This is a genomic window from Chelatococcus sp. HY11, from assembly GCF_018398335.1.
Classification (GTDB): Bacteria; Pseudomonadota; Alphaproteobacteria; order Rhizobiales; family Beijerinckiaceae; genus Chelatococcus.
This window is the reverse complement of the sequence record NZ_JAHBRX010000001.1, coordinates 4466566-4489213: the sequence shown is the minus strand read 5'-3', so window position 1 is coordinate 4489213 and position 22648 is coordinate 4466566. Positions and strand designations below refer to the sequence as shown.

General features: G+C 63.8%; 17 protein-coding genes. 9 read left to right on the top strand and 8 right to left on the bottom strand.

Features of this window, described 5'->3' with window-relative positions; all coding sequences use genetic code 11:
- Nucleotides 1-11: 11 nt before the first annotated feature.
- From KIO74_RS20515 to KIO74_RS20490, 6 genes are all read right to left on the bottom strand, one after another.
- Nucleotides 12-1361, bottom strand: coding sequence for a lytic murein transglycosylase (locus tag KIO74_RS20515; RefSeq protein ID WP_213333676.1), 1350 nt, complete (start codon nucleotides 1359-1361; stop codon nucleotides 12-14).
- 119 nt (nucleotides 1362-1480) lie between these two features.
- Nucleotides 1481-2980 (bottom strand): outer membrane beta-barrel protein, encoded by a 1500-nt coding sequence (locus KIO74_RS20510; protein WP_213333675.1) that lies wholly within the window; start codon nucleotides 2978-2980, stop codon nucleotides 1481-1483.
- A 332-nt stretch (nucleotides 2981-3312) separates the two neighbouring features.
- A complete protein-coding gene (locus KIO74_RS20505; RefSeq protein WP_213333674.1) occupies nucleotides 3313-4278 on the bottom strand; it encodes an SPFH domain-containing protein in 966 nt (321 codons plus the stop codon).
- Nucleotides 4279-4479: 201 nt separating this feature from the next.
- On the bottom strand, nucleotides 4480-5541 hold the full coding sequence (gene hemH, locus KIO74_RS20500; RefSeq protein WP_249731090.1) for a ferrochelatase: 1062 nt from the start codon (nucleotides 5539-5541) through the stop codon (nucleotides 4480-4482).
- A gap of 246 nt (nucleotides 5542-5787) precedes the next feature.
- Nucleotides 5788-6498 carry a hypothetical protein gene (locus KIO74_RS20495; RefSeq protein WP_213333672.1) on the bottom strand — a complete coding sequence of 237 codons (711 nt, stop codon included), beginning with the start codon at nucleotides 6496-6498 and terminating at the stop codon, nucleotides 5788-5790.
- 192 nt (nucleotides 6499-6690) lie between these two features.
- Nucleotides 6691-10266: an indolepyruvate ferredoxin oxidoreductase family protein gene (locus KIO74_RS20490; protein WP_249731089.1), complete on the bottom strand. Its 3576-nt coding sequence runs from the start codon at nucleotides 10264-10266 to the stop codon at nucleotides 6691-6693.
- A 231-nt stretch (nucleotides 10267-10497) separates the two neighbouring features.
- Between KIO74_RS20490 and KIO74_RS20485 the strand changes: the two genes are divergently transcribed.
- Together KIO74_RS20485 and KIO74_RS20480 are read left to right on the top strand one after the other, a co-directional pair.
- Nucleotides 10498-11145: a DUF1007 family protein gene (locus KIO74_RS20485; protein WP_213333671.1), complete on the top strand. Its 648-nt coding sequence runs from the start codon at nucleotides 10498-10500 to the stop codon at nucleotides 11143-11145.
- A 14-nt stretch (nucleotides 11146-11159) separates the two neighbouring features.
- The gene (locus KIO74_RS20480; RefSeq protein WP_249731409.1) at nucleotides 11160-12182 is read left to right on the top strand and encodes a nickel/cobalt transporter; all 1023 of its coding nucleotides are present in this window, start codon (nucleotides 11160-11162) and stop codon (nucleotides 12180-12182) included.
- Here the strand turns inward: KIO74_RS20480 and KIO74_RS20475 are convergent, their stop codons facing one another.
- Nucleotides 12183-12923: a DUF1045 domain-containing protein gene (locus tag KIO74_RS20475; protein ID WP_213333670.1), complete on the bottom strand. Its 741-nt coding sequence runs from the start codon at nucleotides 12921-12923 to the stop codon at nucleotides 12183-12185.
- Nucleotides 12924-12939: 16 nt separating this feature from the next.
- Nucleotides 12940-14142: an amidase gene (locus KIO74_RS20470; protein WP_213333669.1), complete on the bottom strand. Its 1203-nt coding sequence runs from the start codon at nucleotides 14140-14142 to the stop codon at nucleotides 12940-12942.
- A 406-nt stretch (nucleotides 14143-14548) separates the two neighbouring features.
- Between KIO74_RS20470 and KIO74_RS20465 the strand changes: the two genes are divergently transcribed.
- The 7 genes from KIO74_RS20465 to KIO74_RS20435 all read left to right on the top strand — a co-directional run bounded on the left by KIO74_RS20465 (nucleotide 14549) and on the right by KIO74_RS20435 (nucleotide 22633).
- Complete coding sequence (locus KIO74_RS20465) at nucleotides 14549-14797, top strand: hypothetical protein (protein ID WP_213333668.1); 249 nt, start codon at nucleotides 14549-14551, stop codon at nucleotides 14795-14797.
- Between the two features lie 112 nt (nucleotides 14798-14909).
- Nucleotides 14910-16514 (top strand): OpgD/OpgG family glucan biosynthesis protein, encoded by a 1605-nt coding sequence (locus KIO74_RS20460; RefSeq protein WP_213333667.1) that lies wholly within the window; start codon nucleotides 14910-14912, stop codon nucleotides 16512-16514.
- Nucleotides 16515-16580: 66 nt separating this feature from the next.
- Entirely contained in the window at nucleotides 16581-18149 is a 1569-nt protein-coding gene (locus tag KIO74_RS20455; RefSeq protein WP_213335986.1) for an OpgD/OpgG family glucan biosynthesis protein, read from the top strand.
- Between the two features lie 553 nt (nucleotides 18150-18702).
- Nucleotides 18703-19506: a zinc ABC transporter ATP-binding protein AztA gene (gene aztA / locus KIO74_RS20450; protein WP_213333666.1), complete on the top strand. Its 804-nt coding sequence runs from the start codon at nucleotides 18703-18705 to the stop codon at nucleotides 19504-19506.
- Nucleotide 19507: 1 nt separating this feature from the next.
- Nucleotides 19508-20377, top strand: coding sequence for a metal ABC transporter permease (locus KIO74_RS20445; protein WP_213333665.1), 870 nt, complete (start codon nucleotides 19508-19510; stop codon nucleotides 20375-20377).
- Nucleotides 20378-20485: 108 nt separating this feature from the next.
- A complete protein-coding gene (locus KIO74_RS20440; RefSeq protein WP_213333664.1) occupies nucleotides 20486-21451 on the top strand; it encodes a metal ABC transporter substrate-binding protein in 966 nt (321 codons plus the stop codon).
- 219 nt (nucleotides 21452-21670) lie between these two features.
- On the top strand, nucleotides 21671-22633 hold the full coding sequence (locus KIO74_RS20435; protein WP_213333663.1) for a CobW family GTP-binding protein: 963 nt from the start codon (nucleotides 21671-21673) through the stop codon (nucleotides 22631-22633).
- The last annotated feature ends 15 nt before the right edge of the window (nucleotides 22634-22648 follow it).

The window sequence follows — 22648 nt, the reverse complement described above, 5'->3', positions numbered from 1 at the left end:
GGTTGCCTGGTTCAAGTCGCGCGGCCGTTGCCACCCCGACGCAGGCGCTCGAGAAGCGTGACGCTGGGATAACCATCGGCGGGCAGGCCCATCCGCTCCTGATAGGAGGCGATGGCGGCCCGTGTCTGCGAGCCGAGCTTGCCGTCGGGCTCACCGACATCATAGCCATGCGCCGCCAAGTGCTTTTGCAGCTCGACGCTCTGCATCCGATCGAGCGGAAGGTCGTCAGTCGGCCAGGGTGCCTGGATCGGCGCGCCGCCATAAAGGCGATCGCCGAGATGGGCCACACCGAGCGCGTACGAGTCGGAATTGTTGTAACGCTTGATGACGTTGAAATTCTTCGTGACGAGGAAGGCAGGCCCGCGTGCGCCCGCCGGCATGAGGATGCGCGCCTCGCCTTGGGCGGGCATCGCCCGCCCGTCCATGCGCCGCACGCCCGCCTGCGACCAGGCCGCGAAACTCTGGTTGCCTGCGCCATAGGTCAAACCCTTCGGCACCTTGACCTCGAAGCCCCAGGGCAAGCCGGTTTCCCAGCCGTGCTTCTTGAGATAGTTGGCGGTTGACGCGAGCGCGTCCGGGGTCGACGTCCAGATATCGCGCCGACCATCGCCCGTGAAGTCCACGGCGTAGGTCATGAAGCTCGACGGCATGAACTGGGTCTGGCCCATGGCCCCGGCCCAGGAGCCAACCATTCCGTCACGATCGATATGGCCCTGCTCGAGGATAACCAGCGCCGTGACCAGCTCGCCACGGAAGAAATCGCCGCGATAGTTCGCGTGCGCCAGCGTCGCCAGCGAGCGGATGACGTCGTTGGACCCCATATAGGATCCGAAGTTGGTTTCCATGCCCCACACGCCAGCGACCACACGGCGATCGACGCCATAGGCGGCTTCGACCTTGGTGAGGGTGGCGGCGGACTCAGTCACGGCGCGTCCGCCACGCTCCAGACGCTGCTCGGACACGGCGGAGCCAAGATACTCCCACACCGGCTTCACGAATTCGGATTGCTTCTTCGTGAGCGCGATCACCTTGGGATCGGGCGTCAGGCCCGCAAAGGCGCGATCGAAGGTGCGCCGGGAAACACCGCGTGCCTTCGCGCTCTCCCAAACATCGTTGGAGAATGAACCGAAAGACGCGGATGGCACCGCGGTCGCCTCCTGCGTGGTCACGGTCGGTCGCGAAAGGCGGGTCGCGGTGGTCGGCGCGCTGGCGGCCGGGCTAATCGATGATGTCGTCAAATAGCTATCCGAGGAGCAGGATACCTGGGCGAGGCCGCCGAGAACAACGACCGCGACATGCAGGCCCGGCCAAGCAACGACGCGCCCCGTCAAACGTCGGTCCCGACCTGCACGAAACGCCATTACGATGCTCCAACTGGGATGGTGAACCAACTCTCGTTCCACTCACCTCCAGTGGTCGCCTGAGATCCTTTCGATTCCGTTGACATCGGACGATTTGTTGGCGATCCGCCGCCGCGCCATCAGCGTTGGAGACGCAGCCCCACGAGGAAAATATTCGCGGTGTAGTCAGAGCCGGGCGAAGTGCTGTCCAGCCTCTCGTGCGTGAAGCTCGCACGGAACGCCAGAGTGCGGGTCAACTTCCAGTCGAGCCGGACCGAACCCGTCATCCCGTTTTCACGCAGATAGACATCCTGGTAATTGTTGTTGGAGAAGGCGAGCGCGCCAGTCACCGTGAGGTTGCGCCTGAGCGCGTGCTCCACCTCCGCCCCGGCCTGGGTCACGATCACGCCGCTCGATCCGACGACGGACGTCTCCCCGATGGTGCTGCTCGCCCTGAGGCGCAGCTTGGTCAGGGGGGTCGCCGTCCAGACGAGCGAGGCCTCACCAATGGGGCCGTTGAGATCGGCCAGGCGCGGATCGTCATAGACTCGATGTTCCAGCCCGGCGGCGACCTCACCGGTGAGCGAACCCGAGATATTGATGGCCGTGCCGATGCGCGCGCCAATTCCGTTCGAGTTGCGCGCATAGCCCGAGCTGTCGAAATGCTCGTCATAGCGACGCTTGTCGAGCCGTCCCTCGATAAAAGGCGTGAAGAAGGCGCTGAGCTCATATCCCGTCCGCAGACGGACGGCATATTGCGTGTAGTTGCGGTCATCCTGGCTCAGTGACGTTCCATCGGCGAGTTTCGCATTGCCATAGGTGCTGCGATCCACGTCGCCATAAAGCCCGACCGTAACGCGGTTGAAGGTGTGCACGAGCCCGAGCGTGCCGCCGAAGCTAGATGTGATCGGCTGGTTGACGACCCCATTCGGCAGGTTGGGGTTGCCGGGCTGCTGCGTGGTGACGGAATAGCGTCCTTCACTCTCGATCTGCGTTCCGCGCAGCACATCGACGCGCAGGTTGACGCGCCCCTCCCCCGCCGGCCTGTTCACATCGGTCATGCCGGGAAACGCATCATAGGAACCGCGCAGCGTGCCGGTCAGCGAATGGCGCACCCATTCCGACTGGAGCTTAAGTTCCGCCATGGTGCGCACCAGGGTGGAGCCCTTCACCCCGGTGGCGATACGCCGCGGATTGCTGTCATAACCGACATCGGCCTCGACCGCCGGCAGCAACTTGAGCCCGCCGAGCATCAGGCCGAGTTGCTCATAAGGGTCTATCGCCTGCGAGCGCCTTCGTCTGGGTGTGGGCGTGGATCCTGCGGCCGATGCGTTGAGATCCGCATAGACACGCTCATGGACCGAGGGGTTGGTTAGCGTCGTTGGGCGGCGCGTGTTGGTGAAGCTCGACGCCTGCAATGGGCCGGAGCCGAGATCGCGGTTGTTCATCAACATGGGCGAAGGGTCGAGGAACGGCGCGATCTGTTCCGACGAGGGTGGCGGCAGCACGAACGGTCCGGAGCTGCCGCGCAGGAGCTGGAAAGGCGCGTCGCTGGCATCAATACCCTGCGCCCACCCCGTGGTCGGCAGACCGGCGAGAGCAATGGTCGTCGCGATCAGAGGCTGTGCGATCGTGGTCACTCGAAGAAATCGGAGCCAATCACACACCAAGATCAAGCGCTCGTCGCTGCATGAGACGGGACATGCGCGCGAGCCGACAAAAGACGAAGACAACAAATGCCTGCGCCGCCTTCGCATGGTTAATGGAAGGCTAGGTCGTTAGGGTTAACATTTGGTAAGCGGGCATGGGCGGCAGGGATGCAGCTTGCGCCTGATCCATCTCAATATCCGCCGGCCAAAACCGTCATCAAGGCCTGAGGCCCGGTCCGCTGAGCGGCGGGCCCGGCGGCCTCCTTCCAGGAGAACACGGAATAGCGTCGGGTCGCCCCGCCTGTTCCACATTGTCCACCACTCTACATCGGCACCTCGCCGATCCTGCGCCGCATCGGAGCGGGAGCTTCTTCGGTGAACACGCTCTTGGTGATCTCCGAGAGACCACCCAAAGTGCCGAGCAGCCCTGCCGCCTCGATCGGCAGGACCATCACCTTCTGATTGGGCGCGGACGCGAGTGCCTTCAGCACGTCGATATATTTCTCGGCGACGAGAAAATTGGCGGCGGCCAGATCCCCGCGGCTGATCGCGTCGCTGATCATCGTTGTGGCCCGCGCCTCCGCCTCCGCCTGCCGCTCGCGGCCCTCCGCTTCCCGGAACGCGGCGTCGCGCCGGCCCTCCGCAGCCAGCACCTGAGCCTGCTTCTGGCCCTCGGCGCGCAGGATCTCGGCCTGCCGCTGCCCTTCGGCTTCCAGCACGGCGGCCCGCTTCTCGCGCTCCGCCTTCATCTGCCGCGCCATGGCGTCGGCCAGATCAACGGGCGGCTCGATATCCTTGATCTCGACGCGCGTGACCTTGACCCCCCAGGGCGAGGCAGCCGCGTCGACCACCTTGAGCAGCCTCTCGTTGATCTGGTCGCGATGGGACAGGAGCCCGTCGAGGTCCAACGAACCGACAACCGTGCGGATGTTGGTCATCGTCAAGGTGAGGATCGCCTGCGAGAGGTTGGAGACTGCGTAGGAAGCACGTGCCGCATCCAGCACCTGATAGAACGCGACCGCGTCGACGGTCACGGCTGCGTTGTCGCGCGTGATACCTTCCTGGCTCGGAATATCCAGCACCTGCTCCATCATGTTCACGCGGTGACCGATGGATTCGGCGTAGGGGATGATGAGGCCAAGGCCCGGCCCCAGAGACCGTGAATAACGGCCGAAACGCACGACGGTATAGTTGTAACCCTGCGGTACCGTCCTCACGCCCAGCACGACGGTGAGGATGAGCAAAGCAATCAAGGCAATGACAAGAATATCGGAGCCGAGCAACGGCATGGTGATCCCCTTCGAGACTATCCCGAAGGAGTGTCGGCCAAACGTTTTCCGCGCACAAGCGATGATATGCACGCGGAAGTAGTCATCACCGCTCATGCTGAGCAAAGGGTTTCGGAGAACACCTTGTTTCCCCGACGATCATCGCCAGCCGACACCGGCGCTGATGACGCTCTACGCCGAGCGCACCTTTTCTAACCGGCCCTAGCCGGCGGAGGGCCCGATCCAGCCCTGCAGCTCCCGGATCGCGACGTGGCTGATGACCTTCATGCCCTCGGGCGAGTCATTGAGACAAGGAATGGCCGCGAATTTCTCGCCGCCATGGTGGTGGAAGATCTCGCCATTCTCACCCGCGATCTCCTCGAGGGTCTCGAGGCAATCGACGGAGAAACCAGGCATGACGACGGCCAGCCGCTTGACGCCGCGCTCGGCGAGCGCCTGCACCGTTGCATCGGTATAGGGCTGCAGCCACTCGGCGCGGCCGAAGCGCGACTGGAAACTCATCATGAACGCGTCAGCGGAGAGGCCCATGGCTTCCCGCATCAGCCGCCAGGTCTTCACGCACTGGCAGTGATAGGGATCGCCCTTCATCATGTATTCTTTCGGAATGCCATGGAAGGAGGCGAGAATGACCTCCGGCTCGAAATCCAGCGCCGCGATGCTCTGCCTCAGTCCGGCAACGGCAGCCTCGATGTAGACCGGATCGTCGTAGTAGGGCGGCGCGACGCGCAGGCTCGGTTGCCAACGCATCTGCATGAGGGCCTCGAACGCCTTGTCGCATGCGGTCGCCGTCGTCGCCGCCGCATATTGCGGGTAGAGGGGCACCAGAAGAATCCGGTCACAGCCCTGCTCCTGGAGGGACGTCAGTGCGGCCTTCATCGAGGGATGCCCGTAGCGCATCCCCCATTCCACCACGATGCGATCATCGAGCTGCGACAGCGTCGCCTGCAGCTTCGTGGCCTGCGAGCGCGTGATTGTCTTGAGCGGGGACTCGTTAAGCGCCTTGTTCCAGATCGTCTCGTAGTCCTTGCCCTTGCGGCCCGGACGGGTCGTCAGGACGATGCCGTTCAGGATGAACCACCACAAAAGACGCGGCGTCTCGATGACACGGCGGTCCGAGAGGAATTCCTTGAGGTAACGGCGCATCGACCAGTAGTCGGTCGCCTCCGGCGTACCGAGATTGGCGATAAGCACACCAATGCGACGCGGATTGATCGCCGGATGATCCAGGGGGCGGGGTGATGCCGTGGCAACCGGTTTGTCCAAACGATCCTCCGTCAATCACGATAGCTTCTCCCGGGACCAAAGATTTGGTTGCACAGGCGCCAGCGCAACTAACTCGATCGCATCAGGGACGTCAAAAAAAGCGTCGCCCATCGGAGCAACACACTCCGATGGCCACTGATCACGTCGGACGAATGAGCAGGCCGGACAACTGGACAAACTGCCACAGCACCATTGCGATATCAGTTTCTTTTCTCAAAGTTGCCCCCGATGAGCGCGCGACTGTCGCTAGAATACGATGTCCCGACGCTTGGCCGCCGGATCTTCCTCTGACAGCATCAACGACGTGCGGAGTTCGTTGACGAAGGCCGATAGCGAAGCGACCGGGTTTGTCTTCCAACGCGCCGCGCCAGAACCCAGACTGGGATATTTGACCGGCGGTGGACGCAGCGACGCGTGGCTGGGCGCAACGTCGATAGTCAGCAATTCCGAGAAATGAAGTGGAATTTCAGAGAGCCCACGCATAAGGCTACTTGAGCTCTCCAGCGAGAAACCAGTGCCCTCCTCCATCTGGCAGAAGTGATGGTTTCCGGCAAAGCCCCCGCTCTCCCCGGAATCGTCATCAAAATGCAGACCGCCGACATCGGCACCGAACGCATCGGTGAGGGCTTGCGCCTTGGAGACCTGCAAACTCTCCCGCCCGAAGATAAAAAAGCGCGAGCCGTGGAAATCGGCGATCAATTTGTGCCCGCCCCGAAGCGTTTTGAGGCTGAAGAAAATCGTCGATCCGTACTGGCGCGAGTTTATGCAGACGGCGACCCCCTTGCTGCAAAGCGCATTGATCAACCGGATAAGCAGCGAACCGTCCTGAAACCTGATCAGACCAAGCCGAGAATCACCCTCCGACAACGGCGTGTGGATGCCGCATGCGATCCATGTGTGCTGCTTCGTCACAGTAAGGTCGAAGTCAAATGAAACGAATCCAAATCCACCCTGCATGACTCACCTCGACGCGTATTCATGCAAAAACATCACGAATTCACATCAAATAAGCAATGCAGTTTATGTTAATTCCATAAGTACATATGGCAATAATATTGATATATTTCACGCAGTAGAATTTCATATATATGCTTGTAAAATACACTTATCTGACGAATTCTCCAGGCATCACGGCAACCACACCAATGGCTATTCCGCTGCCACGGCAAGTGGCGGGAACCCTTTACGGAATCGCTCCAGCAATTCCGCCTCCTCCCGCTTTGCCGCTTCGAGATGCCTCTGCTTGATATGCCCGAAGCCACGGATCTTCTCCGGGATGGATGCCAGCGCCACGGCAAGCGCATGATTGCCGGCATCAAGCTTCTCGAGCACTTCGTCGAGAAGCGTCTCGTAGTCGGTGATGAGCTGGCGTTCCATACGCCGCTCCTCCGTCCGGCCAAAGGGGTCGAAGGCTGTGCCGCGCAGACCCTTGCAGGCGGCGAGCGCCTTGAACAGCGGCAGCATCCATGCCCCGAAGGTCATTTTGCGCGGACGGCCATGCGCATCCTTCGGCGCGAGCAGCGGCGGCGCAAGATGGAATTCCAGCCGGATCTTGTCGCCGGAGAAGGTGGAGGCAAGCTGTCGGGCGAAATTGCCATCGCTATAGAGACGCGCCACCTCATACTCGTCCTTATAGGCCATGAGCTTGAAGAGATAGCGGGCCACCGCCTCCGTGAGGGTCTTGGAGGACGTGACCTCGGCCTCCCGCACCCTCACCCGTTCGACTAACCGCCCGTAGCGTGCCGCATAGGCATTGTTCTGGTAGCCGATGAGAAAGACGATCCTCCGGTCGATGATCTCGTCCAGCGTGTGTGACAGATGGCGGACAGGCGTCGGCTCATGGGCCTTGTCGACCAGCGCGCCGACGAATTCTGGCTCGCAAACGGCCCGGCGGCCCCAGCGGAAGGCGGCGAGGTTCATCGCTACCGCCTCGCCGTTGAGCGTGATCGCCTTCTCAACGGCCTCGGCCGACACTGGTATCTTGCCATGCTGATAGGCGAAGCCCAGCATGAACATGTTCGCGGCGATAGAGTTGCCGAGGACGGCGACCGCGATGGCATTGGCGTCCACGAAATAAGCCCCGCGCCCGCCCGTCGCCTCGGCGATGGCGCGCCTGATGCGCTCAACCGGCAGGACATAGTCGGCGTTGCGGGTGAAATCGCCTGGATGCACCTCGGCGGTGTTCACCATCAGGGCGGTCTCGCCCTTCGCGACGGCGGCCAACACCTTCTTCGAACCCGTCACGACGAGATCGCAACCGAGGACAAGGTCCGCCTCGCCCGCGAAGACGCGGATGGCGTGGATATCCTCCGGCGCCGCCGCGAGCCTGACATGGCTGTAGACCGCCCCACCCTTCTGGGCGAGGCCCGCCATGTCGATCATCCCGCAGCCGCGCCCCTCGAGATGCGCCGCCATGCCGAGCAGGGCACCGATCGTGACGACACCGGAGCCACCGACACCCGTGACGATGATATTGTAGGGCTTATGACCAAGTGCCGGGCGGTTGGGCTCCGGCAGACGCGCTTCCCAGCCGTCGTCCAGATCGTCTCGGGCGACAGCCGAGGGCAAATCGGCCTTGCGGAGCGTCGCCCCGTGCACCGAGACGAAGGACGGGCAGAAGCCCTTCACGCAGGAAAAATCCTTGTTGCAGGTGGACTGGTCGATCACCCGCTTGCGCCCGAACTCCGTCATCTGCGGCTGCACCGAGACGCAGTTCGAGGTGACGCTGCAGTCTCCACAGCCCTCGCAGACGAGTTCGTTGATGATGACGCGCCGATCGGGATCGGGATAAGTGCCCTTCTTGCGGCGCCGACGCTTCTCGGCAGCGCAGGTCTGGTCGTAGATCAGCACCGAGACGCCGGGCACCTCGGCCAATTCCCGCTGTACCGCATCGAGATCGTCGCGATGGTGGCGGGTCATGCCGACCGGCCAATGCATCGAGGGGGGATACTTGTCGGGTTCGTCCGAAACCAGGGCGATCCGGCTCACCCCCTCGGCGCGCACCTCCGCCGCCACCCTGTCGACGGTCAGGTCGCCTTCCACATGCTGGCCGCCGGTCATGGCGACCGCGTCGTTGAAGAGAATCTTATAAGTCACGTTGGTCTTGGTCGCGAGGGCGAAACGCAGCGCCAGGATGCCCGAATGCTGGTAGGTGCCGTCGCCGAGATTCTGGAAGACGTGCTTGCGCTTGGAGAACGGCGCCTCGCCGACCCAGTTGGCGCCCTCACCGCCCATCTGGGTGACGCCGTCCGTGGAACGGTCCATCCACTGCACCATGTAATGGCAGCCGATGCCGGCATAGGCGCGCATGCCCTCCGGCACGACGGTGGAGGAGTTATGCGGGCAGCCTGAGCAAAAATGCGGCGTGCGTGTGCCGGCATCCGCCGTCTCGGCGAGAATGCGCTGGGCGTCGCGGATGTGTGCGACACGCGCGGCAAGTTCTTCGCTGGGGTGGTAACGCAGCACACGTTCGCCGATCGCGATGGCGATGTCGTTGGGATCAAGAGCGCCCTTCACCGGGAACAGCCACCGGCCCTCCTCGTCCTTCTTGCCGACGCAGATTGGCTGGTTGGCGGAGCCGTAAAGCTCTTCCCGTACCTGTACTTCGATGAGGGAGCGCTTCTCCTCGACGACGATGATGAGATCGAGCCCCCGGGCGAAATCGACGAGTTCCTGGCGGCCGATCGGCCAGGGGCAGGCGATCTTGTAAAGACGGATGCCGAGGTCGTTGGCGCGCACCTCGTCGATGCCGAGATCATCGAATGCCTGGCGCACGTCGAGATAGCTTTTGCCGACCGTGACGATGCCGATCTTGGGATGACGCCCACCGGATGTGATCATACGGTTGAGGCCATTGGCCCGAAGGAACGCGAGTGCCGCGTCCCGCTTGAACTCATGCAGGCGCGCTTCCTGCTCGAGAATCTTGTCGAAGGGGCGGATATTCAGTCCACCCGGCGGCATGGCGAAATCCTGCGGGATCACGATGCCGAGCCGCTCGAGCGAGGCATCCACCACCGCGGTCGATTCCACCGTGTCCTTCACGCCCTTCAGCGCGACCCAGCTGCCCGCGAAGCGGCTCATGGCGAAGCCGTAGAGCCCGTAGTCGAGAATTTCCTGCACGCCGGCCGGATTCAGGATCGGGATCATGGTATCGACGAAGAGGAACTCGGTCTGGTGCGCCACGGTCGAGCTCTCGGCCGTATGGTCGTCGCCCATCAGCGCGATCGCGCCCCCGTTCCGCGACGTACCGGCCATATTGGCATGGCGGAACACGTCGCCGGAGCGGTCGACACCCGGCCCCTTGCCATACCAGAGCGTGAACACGCCATCGAACTTGCCGTCGCCGCGCATCTCGGCCTGCTGTGTTCCCCAGCAGGCGGTGGCCGCGAGATCCTCATTGAGACCCGGCTGGAAGACAACGTCCGCGGCCTTCAGCTGCCGCCCCGCGCGCGCGAATTGCAAATCGAGCCCGCCGAGGGGCGAGCCGCGATAGCCGGACACGAAACCGGCCGTGTTCAGCCCCGCCCGCCGGTCGCGCTCCTTCTGCATCAGCATGAGGCGCACGATGGCCTGCGTCCCGGTGATGAACACGCGGTCCTTGGTCAGGTCATACTTGTCGTCGAGATTGACATCCTTAAGGCGCGCGGCCGGGCCATTCGCAGGATCATGGGCTTGTTCACCCCCCCTCTGCGACCCGGTACCATGAGACATGAAATCATGCGTCATGTGGTCCCTCCTGCGTCTTCACGAGACGCCGACGGTGCCGGATTGGTTCCGATCTTGCGTCGGATTATGTCAGTGACGCTGACATAAAATCCCCGAGCCGTCAATCATACACATGAGGGGTAAATGGTGGTGAAACAAGGTCATGGCGGCTTTCGGCAATCTGGTCTTGCTTTTGCCGCACTGAAAGGCAAAGCCTTTCTGCACCTCGCAATCGGCCATACAGGACAGCTGATGCCCCGTTTTTTACATGTGCTCCCTCTTTTGGGAGCCGCGGCGCTATGGTCGACCGCTGCGAGCGCGCATCCTCACGTTTGGGTGACCGCCAAGAGCGAGCTTGTTTACAACGACGAGGCCGATATCACGGCTGTCCGGCATAGCTGGACTTTCGATGAAGCCTATTCGAGCTATGCCACCCAAGGCCTGGATACGGACGGCGACGGCAAGCTCTCGGCAGCGGAGCTCGCGGATCTCGCCAAGGTCAACGTCGATTCATTAAGTGAATTCAATTATTTCACGAAAGGCAAGGCGAATGGCAAGAGCGTCGCTTTCGCCAATCCGATCGAGTACAGCCTCAATTTCCAGGACGGGCGTCTGACACTCAATTTCACGCTGCCAGCGAAAACGCCGATGCCCGCCAGTCGCATGTTGACGCTCGAGATCTACGACAACACCTATTTCGTCGCCTTTGCCCTGGCGGACGGCGATGAGGCGGCCACGACCAGCGGCGCGCCGAAGGGCTGCGCAACGCAAATCATACGCCCGAAAAAGCCGGACGAGGCGCAGCAGCAACAGCTATCGGAGGCCTTTTTTGAGGCATTGACCGCCAATTCCAATTTTGGCGCGCAGTTTTCCAATCGCATTCTGGTCGCCTGCCCGTGAGCGATGGTGAAGCCCTGAACCAGCGCGCGAATTCGGGAGCGAAAGCATACGGTGGTTACGGGTTTCTGGTGAGGCTGGGTGTGGCCCTCGCCGGGCTCGTCCTTGTGGGGGCCGTTCTGCTCGCTCTGGGGATGGCGCTGGAGGCATGGCTCGCCCCTCCGCCGGCTCCACGCAACCCCTTCGGCACCGGGCTCAGGGAAGCCGCTCCCGCCGCGACCGGCATCGGCGGATTTATCCTCGCGGTGCAGGGCGAGTTCTACCAGCTCCTGATCCGGGCCATGCGCGAGATGAAGGAGGATGGCTCGGCCTTCTGGTCGCTGATGGCCATCGGCTTCACTTACGGCGTCTTTCATGCCGCCGGCCCCGGCCATGGCAAAAGCGTGATAGCCGGCTATATCGTCGCCAGCCGCCAATCGCTCCGTCGTGGACTGTCGCTCAGCGGCGCGGCCGCCCTCCTGCAAGCCGTCGTGGCGATCGCGATCGTTTCCGTCCTGGCGCTGGTGATCCGCGCGACCGCGGCGACGGTGAGCGCCACCGCCAATGCCATCGAGCTCGCGAGCTTTGGTGCGGTCATGCTGCTTGGCCTCGCCGTCCTCTGGCGCAAGGCCGGCTCTTTCCTCGCGATCGCCGGGCTCGGCGGGCCGGCGCGGGACTTCGCCCAGGATTGCGGTCACGTGCATATCCCGCCGCCGGCCGAACTCGACCGCCTCGGCGACTGGCGCGACAGGGCCGGTGTCGTCGTCGCCGCGGGAATCCGCCCCTGCGCGGGGGCCATCATCATCCTCGTCTTCGCGCTCGGCCAGGGTCTCTTCGCGGCCGGCGTCGCCGCGACGCTTGCCATGGCGGTCGGAACCGCGATCACCACGGGCGCGCTCGCGGCGCTTGCGGTATTCATGAAGGGGCTCGCCCTGCGGGTCGCGGGCGGACGCGGACGCGGCCCGGTGGTCATCGCCGCGCTGGAAGTGCTCGCGGCGGCTTTCGTCGCGTTGACGGGCGTCGCCCTGCTCTCCGGTGTCTGGGCCTCGAGCGGAGGCTGATCAGGGCTGCGCGAAGACGCGTCGTGCAATGATGCGGAAACGCGGCGTCTCCTCCCCATCCGCCTTGCGCGGCGGCTGACGGCAGAGCGCCAGCTGATCGATCGCCATCGGGCCCGCGGGCACCATCTCCTCATAGAGTTTCGAGAGCCCCGCCAGGACCTCCTCCACTTCGCCCTCCGGCACCCGGTTGGTCAGTGTCATGTGGAAGCGGAATTCCTCGAACACATAAGGATAGCCGTAGCGATCGAGATAACCGCGCTGCTGGCTGGTCAGTCTTTGGGGCTGCCGGCGGGCATAGTCGGCCGGCGAGAGGCTGGCGCGAAAGGGCTCGAAGGCCTCCACGGTCGCCCGTTCAAGCGCCGCCAGAGGCGCGGCCGGCTGCGGCTCGACGAGCGCGATGAAGGCTCCCTGGCCTGAGCGGCCGCCGATGGCCCTCGGCACGAGTCGAGGCAACGCGAATGGCCGCCGGCTCGCCGCGAAACGATCGAACGCCACCTTCAAGCGCTCCTCGCACTCACCGGGCGCCAGACGGAAGGGCGCCTTGATCGTCGCGTGGAAACCGTAGACGCGGGGGTCTGCCGTCAGTTCGCGGAAGCGCTCGCGGTTCGTTCCGGCCGGAACGAGTTGGCTCACATCCTCTCCGTTCTCGGCGTCATAGCCGAGAACGGCCGAGCCGAAGCGCCAAAGGGCGCTGTCGGCCGCGGGAGCGACATAGACGGCATAGCGATCAGGTGGTGTCACGTCGGGAGAGTTCCTGTCAGGCGAGGCGCAGCGCTGCCGCGCGGTGGAAGCGGCGCCCCAGCGCCACGAGAGCTCGGTCGGAGCCGGCGGGTCCGAGCAGGGAGAGGCCGATCGGCGCACCATCCTTCTCGGCGACCGGAATGGTGACCTGCGGGAAGCCGGTCAGGGAGCCGAACACGGCAAGCCGCTGCGCCCGGCTGCGGAAATCATCGAGCTCGACATCCCCGTCGCTCGCGAGCGGCGCGATGTCCGGAGCCGAAGGCAGAAGGAGCACGCGGTCCGAACCCAGGATACGCCGCAAACGGGCACGGAATTCGTCCCGCACGATGGCCGCGCTCTCTACCTCCGCGTCGGTGACCGCCCGCGCGAACGCAAAGCGCTCCGCGACACCTGGTCCAAGCGGCGGACGGTAGCGTTCGACCAGCGGTCCCAAGCTGGTCCAGGCCTCCCGGCCTTGCAAGCGGCGAAAGGCGGTGACCAGTTCCCCGACATCCGGAACATCGAGGTCCTGTCCCCGGATATCACCGATCCGCAGCGTCGCGCGCTGGATCGCGGCCTTGAGTGCGGCGGCCGCGACAGGGTCCGCGAAGGCGAACAGATCGTTCGCGAGATGCAGCTCCGGCTCGTCACCGAGCGGCGATGTGTCTTCTCCGAGCAGCACATCCGCGACAGTTTCGAAGAGCAGGGCATCACGGGTAAACCATCCCGCGGTATCGAAGCTCGGCGCCATCGGCGCGGCACCTTCGAGGGATAGCCGGCCATGGGTTGGACGAATGGAGAAAAGCCCGCAAAAACTGCCCGGAAAGCGCGTCGATCCGCCGGTGTCGCTGCCGAGCCCGATATCGGCGAGCCCTCCCGCCACGGCCGATGCCGAACCGGATGAGGAACCGCCGGGCACGCGATCCGGCGCGGCGGCGTTCACCGGCATGCCAAAATGGGCGTTCTTGCCGATCATCGAATAGGCGAATTCATCGCAAATCGTCTTGCCGACGAATTGCGCACCCGCCTCCAGAAGCTGCCGCACCAGAAATGCGGTCGTCGTGCGGACCCCCGTCGCGGCGAGGAAGACCGGGCTTCCCATGCTGGTCGGATAGCCGGCCACATCGAAGAGGTCCTTCACCGCCAGACGCTGCCCGGCCAATGTCCCCGTCGCCGCGGAGGCAACGGGCGTGTCAGGATAGGGCATGAAGGCGCGCAGCGTATCGTCGGCAACAGGCATCGTTTTGTCCTCTTCAGCGAGCGATTGCGTCCGATAGAAGCAGAACTGGCCGCATCCCGCCATGGTTGAAGGGACACGTCCGCGATAAGCCGCGACCGATCAGGTGCGGAAAGGCTTAGGGTGGGAGGCAGACCGACAACCTCGCCCCATCTGCAATCAAATATATATACTTCGAATTAATCTCAACCATAAGACGCGCAAAGCCGCGCAAATCTGACTAGGCGTGAGGTGTTGTGGCGCGCGCCGTCCCCGCCGTCCCCGCAGAGCACTGGCGGTAGAGCACGACATCACGATGTCACCATCCTGCATCCGGACATGTTGCCGCTGCTGTCCCTTTGCGGTAGTGGAGAGACGGCTTTCGTCAAGCTCAATCCGTCGATCGATCGTCCGCCGAGAGGGAACATCCGTGCCGAACAACAACCGTCTCAACCCGAAAAGCCTCCTCACTGTGGGAAGCGCGATCGTTCTCGTCGCGGTTGAGCTCTTGTGCGTCGCGCTCGCGGGCGGATGGGCGCTCGCCGGGCTGTTCCAGCTCGGCACAACAGTCGAATACGCCTTCATGGGCATTTTTACCCTGCTCGCCCTATGGGGGATTGTTGCCTTCTCGCGCAGCGCCCTGAAGGTCGAGCCGGTCTTTGGGCCGGATTCCCACTAATAATAGGCCCCTGTCACGGCTCCAGCACCGTGCGACCATGCTCGCGCCACGATTGCAGGCAAAAGGGCTATAAGAACCCCACGTTGTTCCCCAGCCCCGTCGAAATGGCTCCATGGACCCAAGCAAAGCGATTCTCGACCGCCGCACCTTCCTTGCCTCGGCCACGGGCGCTGCCGTCCTGGCAGCAACCGGTTTCTCCTCGCGCGCCCTCGCAGCGGACGGCTTGAAACTCGGCACCGCCGAGCCTTTCTCCTATGACGCGCTGATTGCGCGGGCCAAGGACATGGCCGCGAAGCCGTATGTCGCCCCCAGGCGTCCGCCAGCGGAAATCCTGGACAAGCTGACCTACGAGGAGCATGGCAAGATCCATTTCAACACGGATCACGCCCTCTTCGGGGATGGGCCAGGCCGCTACCCCGTTACCTTCTTCCACCTCGGCAAGTTCTTCCAGAGCCCTGTCGCCATGCATGTCGTGGCGAAGGACGAAGCCCGGGAAATCATCTACGACGATTCCTATTTCAACATGCCGCCGGACAGCCCGGCGCATTCCCTGCCCGCCGGCAGCGGCTTCTCGGGCTTCCGGTTCCAGGAAAGCCGCCTTGATGACAAGCTCGACTGGCGCCGCAACGACTGGGTTGCTTTCCTCGGCGCCTCTTATTTCCGTGCCATCGGCGAACTGTTCCAGTACGGCCTGTCGGCCCGCGGCATCGCGATCGATGTGGCGGTCGCCGGCAAGCCTGAGGAATTCCCCGACTTCACGCATTTCTATTTCGACACGCCCGCCGAGAACGGCGATACGGTCACCGTCTATGCGCTGCTCAATGGTCCAAGCGTCTCCGGAGCCTATCGCTTCGTGATGAGCCGCAAGGCGGGTGTCGTCATGGACATCGATACTCAGGTCTTCCTGCGCAAGGACGTGGCGCGCCTCGGCATCGCGCCGCTGACGTCGATGTTCTGGTACTCGGAAACCAAGAAGCCAACCGCTGTCGACTGGCGTCCCGAGGTGCACGATTCGGACGGCCTCGCGCTCTGGACAGCCACTGGCGAGCGCATCTGGCGCCCGTTGAACAATCCAGGCCGCACCAGCGTCTCCGCCTTCGGCGATGACAACCCGCGCGGCTTCGGGCTCCTCCAGCGCGACCGTGCCTTCGAACACTATCTGGACGGCGTTCACTACGAGCGCCGCCCGAGCCTCTGGGTCGAGCCGCTCGGCCAGTGGGGCAAGGGCGCGATCGAGCTCGTCGAGATCCCTACCGACGATGAGATCCACGACAATATCGTCGCCATGTGGGTTCCCGCCGGCGACGCCAAGGCGGGTGCCAACTACCAATACAATTATCGCCTGCATTGGCTGGCCGATGAGCCTTTCCCCACCCCGCTCGGACGCAGCATCGCGACGCGGCTCGGCAACGGCGGCCAGCCTGGCCAGCCTCGCCCGAAGGGTGTGCGCAAATTCATGGTGGAGTTCATCGGCGGGCCGCTCGCCAATCTCCCCTTTGGCGTCAAGCCGGAAGCCGTGCTGTCGGCCTCGCGGGGCACGTTCTCCTACATCTTCACCGAAGCCGTGCCCGATGACGTGCCTGGCCACTGGCGTGCGCAGTTCGACCTCACGGTCGAAGGCAGCGATCCCGTCGATATACGCCTGTTCCTGAAAGCCGGGGACAAGGTTCTGACGGAAACTTGGCTTTACCAGTACAATCCCTTCGGTAATGTCTGATTTCGACACGCGTTCCTTCGGGCGCATTCGCCGAGAGTAAGTATCGTGCCCCTACTCAACCGACGTATGCTTGGCCAGATCATGGTCGCGGGTTTCGCGGCCCAGGCCCTTGGAACAGGCGGCCTGAGCACTGCTGCCATGGCGCAGCAGGCTGGCGGGCTGAAATTCGGCCGATCCCGCGCCTTTTCCTACGACTGGCTGCGCAAGCACGCAGCCGAGCTAGCCGCCAAGCCCTACCAGTCGCCTCCGCGACCTGACCCCGCGATCGTCTCCAAGATCGACTACGACGCCCACGGCAAGCTCAAATACAAGACTGACTTCGCGCTGTTTGCCGACGGCAAGTCGCCCTTCCCCATCACCTTCATGCATGTGGGACAGTTCTTCCCCAAGACCGTGCAGATGTTCGCGGTCGCGAGCGGCAAGGCGCGGGAGATTCTCTACCAGCCCGATTATTTCACCATGGGCACGGACCACATCGCCCAGAAGCTCGCCGCGCAGCCCTCCGCCTTCGCCGGCTTCTGGGTGCGCGAGCCCGGCAAGGACTGGGCTGACAAGGAACCTTGGGCGACATTCCTCGGCGCTTCCTATTTCCGCGGCGTGGGTGAACTCGGCCAGGTCGGGCTGTCGGCCCGCGGCATCGCGGTCACCCCCGGCGCCGGCGTGCCTGAGGAGTTTCCCGATTTCACGGCATTCTGGTTCGTACCCTCGCCCGCCGACAGCGATTCCGTGACGGTCTACGCCCTGCTCGACGGGCCGAGCCTCACCGGTGCCTATCGCTTCGTGATGCACCGTACCCGTGGTGTCGTGATGGATATCGACGCGCGGCTTTTCCTCCGACAGCCCATCACGCGGATCGGCATCGCGCCTTTGACCTCCATGTACTGGTTCTCGGAGACGGCGAAAGCGGCAGGCGTGGACTGGCGCCCGGAGGTGCACGATTCCGATGGCCTCGCGATCTGGACGGGCTCCGGCGAACGCATATGGCGGCCGCTCAACAACCCGTCCTCCATCATGACCTCCAGTTTCCTCGATGACTCCCCGCGCGGCTTTGGCCTGATGCAGCGCGATCGCGACTTCGACAATTACCAGGACGGCGTGCGCTATCAGCTCAGGCCTTCCGCCTGGGTCGAACCCAAGGGCAAGTGGGGCAAGGGTTCCGTGCAGCTGATCGAGCTGCCGACCGACGACGAGATCCACGACAATATTGTCGCGTACTGGAACCCGGCGAAGCCCACCAAGGCGGGCGACGAGCTTGAATTCGCCTATAGCCTGCACTGGCTGGCCGACGAGCCCACCCCGTCCCCGCTCGCGCGCTGCGTCGCCACGCGGCTGAGTGGTGCGAATACGCCCGGACAGCAGCGCCCGGATGGTGTCCGCCGCTTCATGGTGGAATTCTCAGGCGAGCCGCTTGCCACGCTTCCGCCGAACGTCGCGCCCGAGCCGGTTCTCTGGGCATCGCGGGGAGAGTTCAGCCGCGCTTTCACCCAGCGCGTGCCGGGCGACAATCCAGCGCGCTGGCGCGCCCAGTTCGATCTCGCCGTCGATGGCAAGGGGCCGGTCGACATGCGCCTGTTCCTGCGATCGGGCGACACCATTCTCAGTGAAACCTGGCTTTACCAGTACCATCCGTTCTAGGGTCGATCGACAGTAAAGCGATGGCCGGAACAAGGCCGCTGCTGAGTGGCGTCCCCTCTCCACCCAGCCCGGCAGTTGCCGTGTTGGGCTCTACAAGAATGCCAAGCCGGCAACAGCCGACTTGGCCTGTGAGAGGGACAGGGTGAGGGCAAACCGTCAGTGTCCTCCCAAAATGAGCGTCTTGCCCCCTCACCCGGCACTGCGTGCCGACCTCTCCCCGCCGGGGAGAGGTGGAGCTGGCGCCCCGTCATCCAAAGTCCCGCCTATAAGGGGAGTGGCGGAAACCCATGCATGGATGGTCTATGGCGCGCAGGCGCAGGCGAGCGAAAATGCCCAGCCATGCACAGGATGAGATTGACTCCGGCCGCATGCCGTGGTGAGTTTTGTTATGTTAGAACATTTCTTTCGCTGACGTCATGGCCCCGCATCATCACCATCATCCCGTCCCTTTCGCGCCAACGGCCTCGCTCCTGCGACTGTCCGCGTGGCAGCGCCTTGCGATGAGCGCGGTGTTGATAGCAGCGCTATGGGCAGCTGTCCTATTGGTGATGGGATGACCGCCTCGCCCTCAGTGTCGCCCCCGTCGACTGTCGCCAGGCCGGCAGCCGGATCGATCACCAACTCGGTCATCGGATTCGACAATGTCACGCTGGGTTATGATCGGCATCCGGCCGTCCACCACCTCGACGGCGGGATAGCCCCGGGCAGCCTCACGGCGATCGTGGGGCCGAACGGAGCCGGCAAATCCACGCTTCTCAAGGGCATAATGGGCGCCTTGCGGCCGCTCGACGGCGGCATCCGGGTCAGCTGCCAGCGCGCCAACATCGCCTATCTCCCGCAAGCGATGGACATTGATCGCAGCTTCCCGATCACGGTCTATGACCTCGTGGCCATGGGCCTGTGGCGGCAGACCGGGCTGTTCGGTGGCATCGGTGGCGCCCGTCGCCGGGCCATCGAGGAGGCGGTCGCCGCGGTCGGCCTCACGGGCTTCGAGCGGCGCACGATCGGCACGCTCTCAGGCGGACAGATGCAGCGCGCCCTGTTCGCGCGCCTGCTGCTCCAGGACGCCGAGGTCATCCTGCTCGATGAGCCTTTCACCGCCATCGACGCGAAGACCACGCTCGACCTCATCGATCTCGTGCATCATTGGCACCGGGAGGAGCGTACGGTCGTGGCGGTTCTGCATGATCTTGACCTCGTGCGCCGCGCCTTTCCGGAGACGCTCCTGCTGGCGCGCGAACCCGTCGCCTGGGGCGATACCGAGGAGGTGCTGGTCGCGGACAACCTGCTGCGTGCCCGCAGGATGATCGAATCGCATGATCCGGACGCGGCCTTCTGCGAGCGGTCCGCGGCCTGACATGGTGTACGATCTGGTTCTCGCCCCCTTCGTCGAATTTGATTTCATGCGCCGCGCGCTCGTCGGCACGCTGGCGCTGGCGCTGGGCGCCGGCCCGGTCGGCGTCTTCCTGATGCTGCGCCGCATGAGCCTGACCGGTGACGCGATGGCCCACGCCGTGCTGCCGGGCGCGGCCGTCGGCTATCTGCTCTACGGCCTCTGGCTGCCGGCCATGACGTTAGGCGGCCTTGTCGTCGGCTTCGCGGTGGCGCTGCTGTCCGGCCTCGTCGCTCGCGTCACCGCCTTGCGGGAGGATGCCTCGCTCGCGGGTTTCTATCTGATCTCGCTGGCCCTCGGCGTCACGCTCGTTTCGCTGCGCGGCTCGAATGTCGACCTCCTCCATGTCCTCTTCGGCTCCGTGCTGGCCCTCGACGACACCGCGCTCATCCTGATAGCCAGCATCACCACGATCACCCTCGTCGCGCTCGCGCTGATCTATCGGCCGCTCGTGCTGGAATGCGTCGACCCGACCTTTCTTGCTTCGGTGAGCCGGGCCGGTGGGCCAAGCCACCTCATCTTCCTGGCGCTTGTCGTGCTCAACCTTGTTGGTGGCTTCCAGGCACTCGGCACGCTTCTCGCCGTGGGGCTGATGATGCTGCCGGCAACCAGCGCCCGCCTCTGGACTTCGGAAATGACGAGCCTGATCGTGCTGGCAACGCTGATCGGGATGCTGTCGGGCCTCGTCGGAATCATCGTCTCCTATCACAGCGGCCTGCCGACAGGCCCCTGCATCATCCTCGTCGCCGGCGGCATGCACGTCGCCTCGCTCATCTTCGGGTGCGCCGGCGGCCTCATCTGGCGCCTCATACCGCAACGACATCTCACCGCCTGAGATATGAGCGGCGCCCTCGGTCGAAGCCGGGCGCCGGGATTGCCAAGGGCTTTTCTATTCTCCGTAAGGCTGGCCTCGGCCGGCTCGATGGTTCTGAAGGACATCAAGATGCCCACGAAACGTAATGTTATATCGTTTGGATTGGCCGCTCTCCTGCTCGGCGGCTTCTCGCCGGCTCTGTCGCCCGCCCAGGCCGCCGACAAGCCCTTGCCGGTCGTGGCGAGTTTCTCGATCCTCGGTGATTTCGTCCGCAATGTCGGCGGCGAACGCGTTTCCGTCGAGGTATTGGTCGGCCCGGACGGCGACGCCCATGTCTTCTCGCCCTCCCCCGCCGACGCCCGCAAGGTGTCGGCCGCCAAACTCGTGGTCGTCAACGGCCTCGGCTTCGAGGGATGGATGCCGCGCCTGGTCAAATCCGCGGGCTCGAAGACCTCACAAGTCGTCGCGACCAAGGGCATCACGCCTCTCAGCGCCGAGGACGACGATCACGATGACCACGGTAAGGGCGGCCACAAGCATGCAGATGCCCACGGACATGACCATGGCCCGGACGATCCGCACGCCTGGCAGTCCGTGGCGAACGCCGCGATCTACGTGCGCAACATCCGTGACGGGTTGATCGCCGCGGACCCCCACGGCAAGGCGACCTATGAGGCGAATGCTGCGCAGTATCTCGACAGGCTTTCCGCTCTCGACGCTAAGGTGAAGGCGGCGATCGCCTCCATCCCGGAGGAGCGCCGCCGTATCGTCACCTCGCATGATGCCTTTGCCTATTTCGCCAAGGCCTATGGCCTCACCGTTCTTCCACCGCAGGGCGTCTCGTCGGAGACGGAGGCTTCGGCGAAGGACGTGGCGGCGATCATCCGGCAGATCAAGGCCGAGAAGATTCCCGCGGTTTTCCTCGAGAACATCACCGATCCGCGACTGATCAACCAGATCGCCAAGGAAACCGGCGCGCGAATCGGCGGCACTGTCTATTCCGACGCCCTCTCGGGGCCAGGCGAACCCGCGCCGACCTACATCGCGATGATCGAGCACAACGTCAAAGCCTTCACCGACGCGCTCAAGCCATGAATGGTGGGGGCAATGCCCTTTTGGGGCGAGCCCCTGCACCGTGCCGGCGCCAAGACAGCCAAGGGACCTGACCAGCCACGGGAGCTAACCAGCCATGGGGCTTGAGCCGGCCGCTGCGGGTGAATATGTAGACGCCAACAGTATTCCCGAGGGCCGGCGCCTTGCCCGGCCAGATACCGGTGCGCATCCCGCCCGGCGTCGTCATGAAGCGGAGCCACCATGTCGGACAAGATCCCCGTTACCGTCCTCACAGGCTATCTCGGGGCGGGCAAGACGACACTTCTGAACCGCATCCTCTCCGAGCCGCACGGCAAGAAATTCGCTGTCGTCGTCAATGAGTTCGGCGAGGTTGGCATCGATAACGAGCTTGTCGTCGGCGCCGACGAGGAAGTCTTCGAGATGAACAACGGCTGCATCTGCTGCACCGTGCGCGGCGATCTCATCCGCATCATCGACGGGCTGATGAAGCGCAAGGGCCAGTTCGACGCCATCATCGTCGAGACGACGGGCCTCGCCGATCCCGCGCCCGTCGCGCAGACCTTCTTCATGGACGAGGACGTCTCGTCCAAGACGCGGCTCGATGCCGTCGTCACGGTGGTCGATGCGAAATGGCTGACCGAGCGCCTGAAGGATGCGCCCGAGGCGAAGAACCAGGTGGCCTTCGCTGATGTCATCATCCTGAACAAGACCGACCTCGTGACCGCCGAGGAGCTTGCGGCGGTCGAGGCGCAGATCCGCGCCATCAACCCCTATGCCAAGATCCACCGCACCCAGCGCGCCGGCGTCGATATCGCCGAAGTGCTCGGCCGCAATGCCTTCGATCTCGACAGGGTGCTGGAGCTCGAACCCGCCTTCCTCGAGGAGGGCCATCACCATCACCATGACGAGGACGTGCAGTCCGTTTCGTTCACCATCCCTGGCGACGTGGACCCGGCCAAGTTCATGCCCTGGATCAACGAACTCGTGCAGCAGGAGGGGCCGAATATTCTCCGGTCCAAGGGCATCCTCGCCTTCAAGGGCGAGCCGAAGCGCTTCGTCTTCCAGGGCGTGCACATGATCCTCGACGGAGACCTGACCCTGGACTGGAAGCCGGGTGAGAAGCGGCAATCGAAGATCGTCTTCATCGGCCGCAATCTGAACCGCGAGGCCCTCAACAAGGCTTTCCTTGCCTGCGCGGCCTGATCGCTTTAGCTGTCT

Coding starts and splice junctions, on each gene's coding strand:
- KIO74_RS20515 (WP_213333676.1), bottom strand. CDS start 1,361: ATGGCGTTTCGTGCAGGTCGGGACCGACGTTTGACGGGGCGCGTCGTT.
- KIO74_RS20505 (WP_213333674.1), bottom strand. CDS start 4,278: ATGCCGTTGCTCGGCTCCGATATTCTTGTCATTGCCTTGATTGCTTTG.
- KIO74_RS20495 (WP_213333672.1), bottom strand. CDS start 6,498: ATGCAGGGTGGATTTGGATTCGTTTCATTTGACTTCGACCTTACTGTG.
- KIO74_RS20490 (WP_249731089.1), bottom strand. CDS start 10,266: ATGACGCATGATTTCATGTCTCATGGTACCGGGTCGCAGAGGGGGGGT.
- KIO74_RS20485 (WP_213333671.1), top strand. CDS start 10,498: ATGCCCCGTTTTTTACATGTGCTCCCTCTTTTGGGAGCCGCGGCGCTA.
- KIO74_RS20470 (WP_213333669.1), bottom strand. CDS start 14,142: ATGCCTGTTGCCGACGATACGCTGCGCGCCTTCATGCCCTATCCTGAC.
- KIO74_RS20460 (WP_213333667.1), top strand. CDS start 14,910: ATGGACCCAAGCAAAGCGATTCTCGACCGCCGCACCTTCCTTGCCTCG.
- KIO74_RS20455 (WP_213335986.1), top strand. CDS start 16,581: ATGCTTGGCCAGATCATGGTCGCGGGTTTCGCGGCCCAGGCCCTTGGA.
- aztA (WP_213333666.1), top strand. CDS start 18,703: ATGACCGCCTCGCCCTCAGTGTCGCCCCCGTCGACTGTCGCCAGGCCG.
- KIO74_RS20445 (WP_213333665.1), top strand. CDS start 19,508: ATGGTGTACGATCTGGTTCTCGCCCCCTTCGTCGAATTTGATTTCATG.
- KIO74_RS20440 (WP_213333664.1), top strand. CDS start 20,486: ATGCCCACGAAACGTAATGTTATATCGTTTGGATTGGCCGCTCTCCTG.
- KIO74_RS20435 (WP_213333663.1), top strand. CDS start 21,671: ATGTCGGACAAGATCCCCGTTACCGTCCTCACAGGCTATCTCGGGGCG.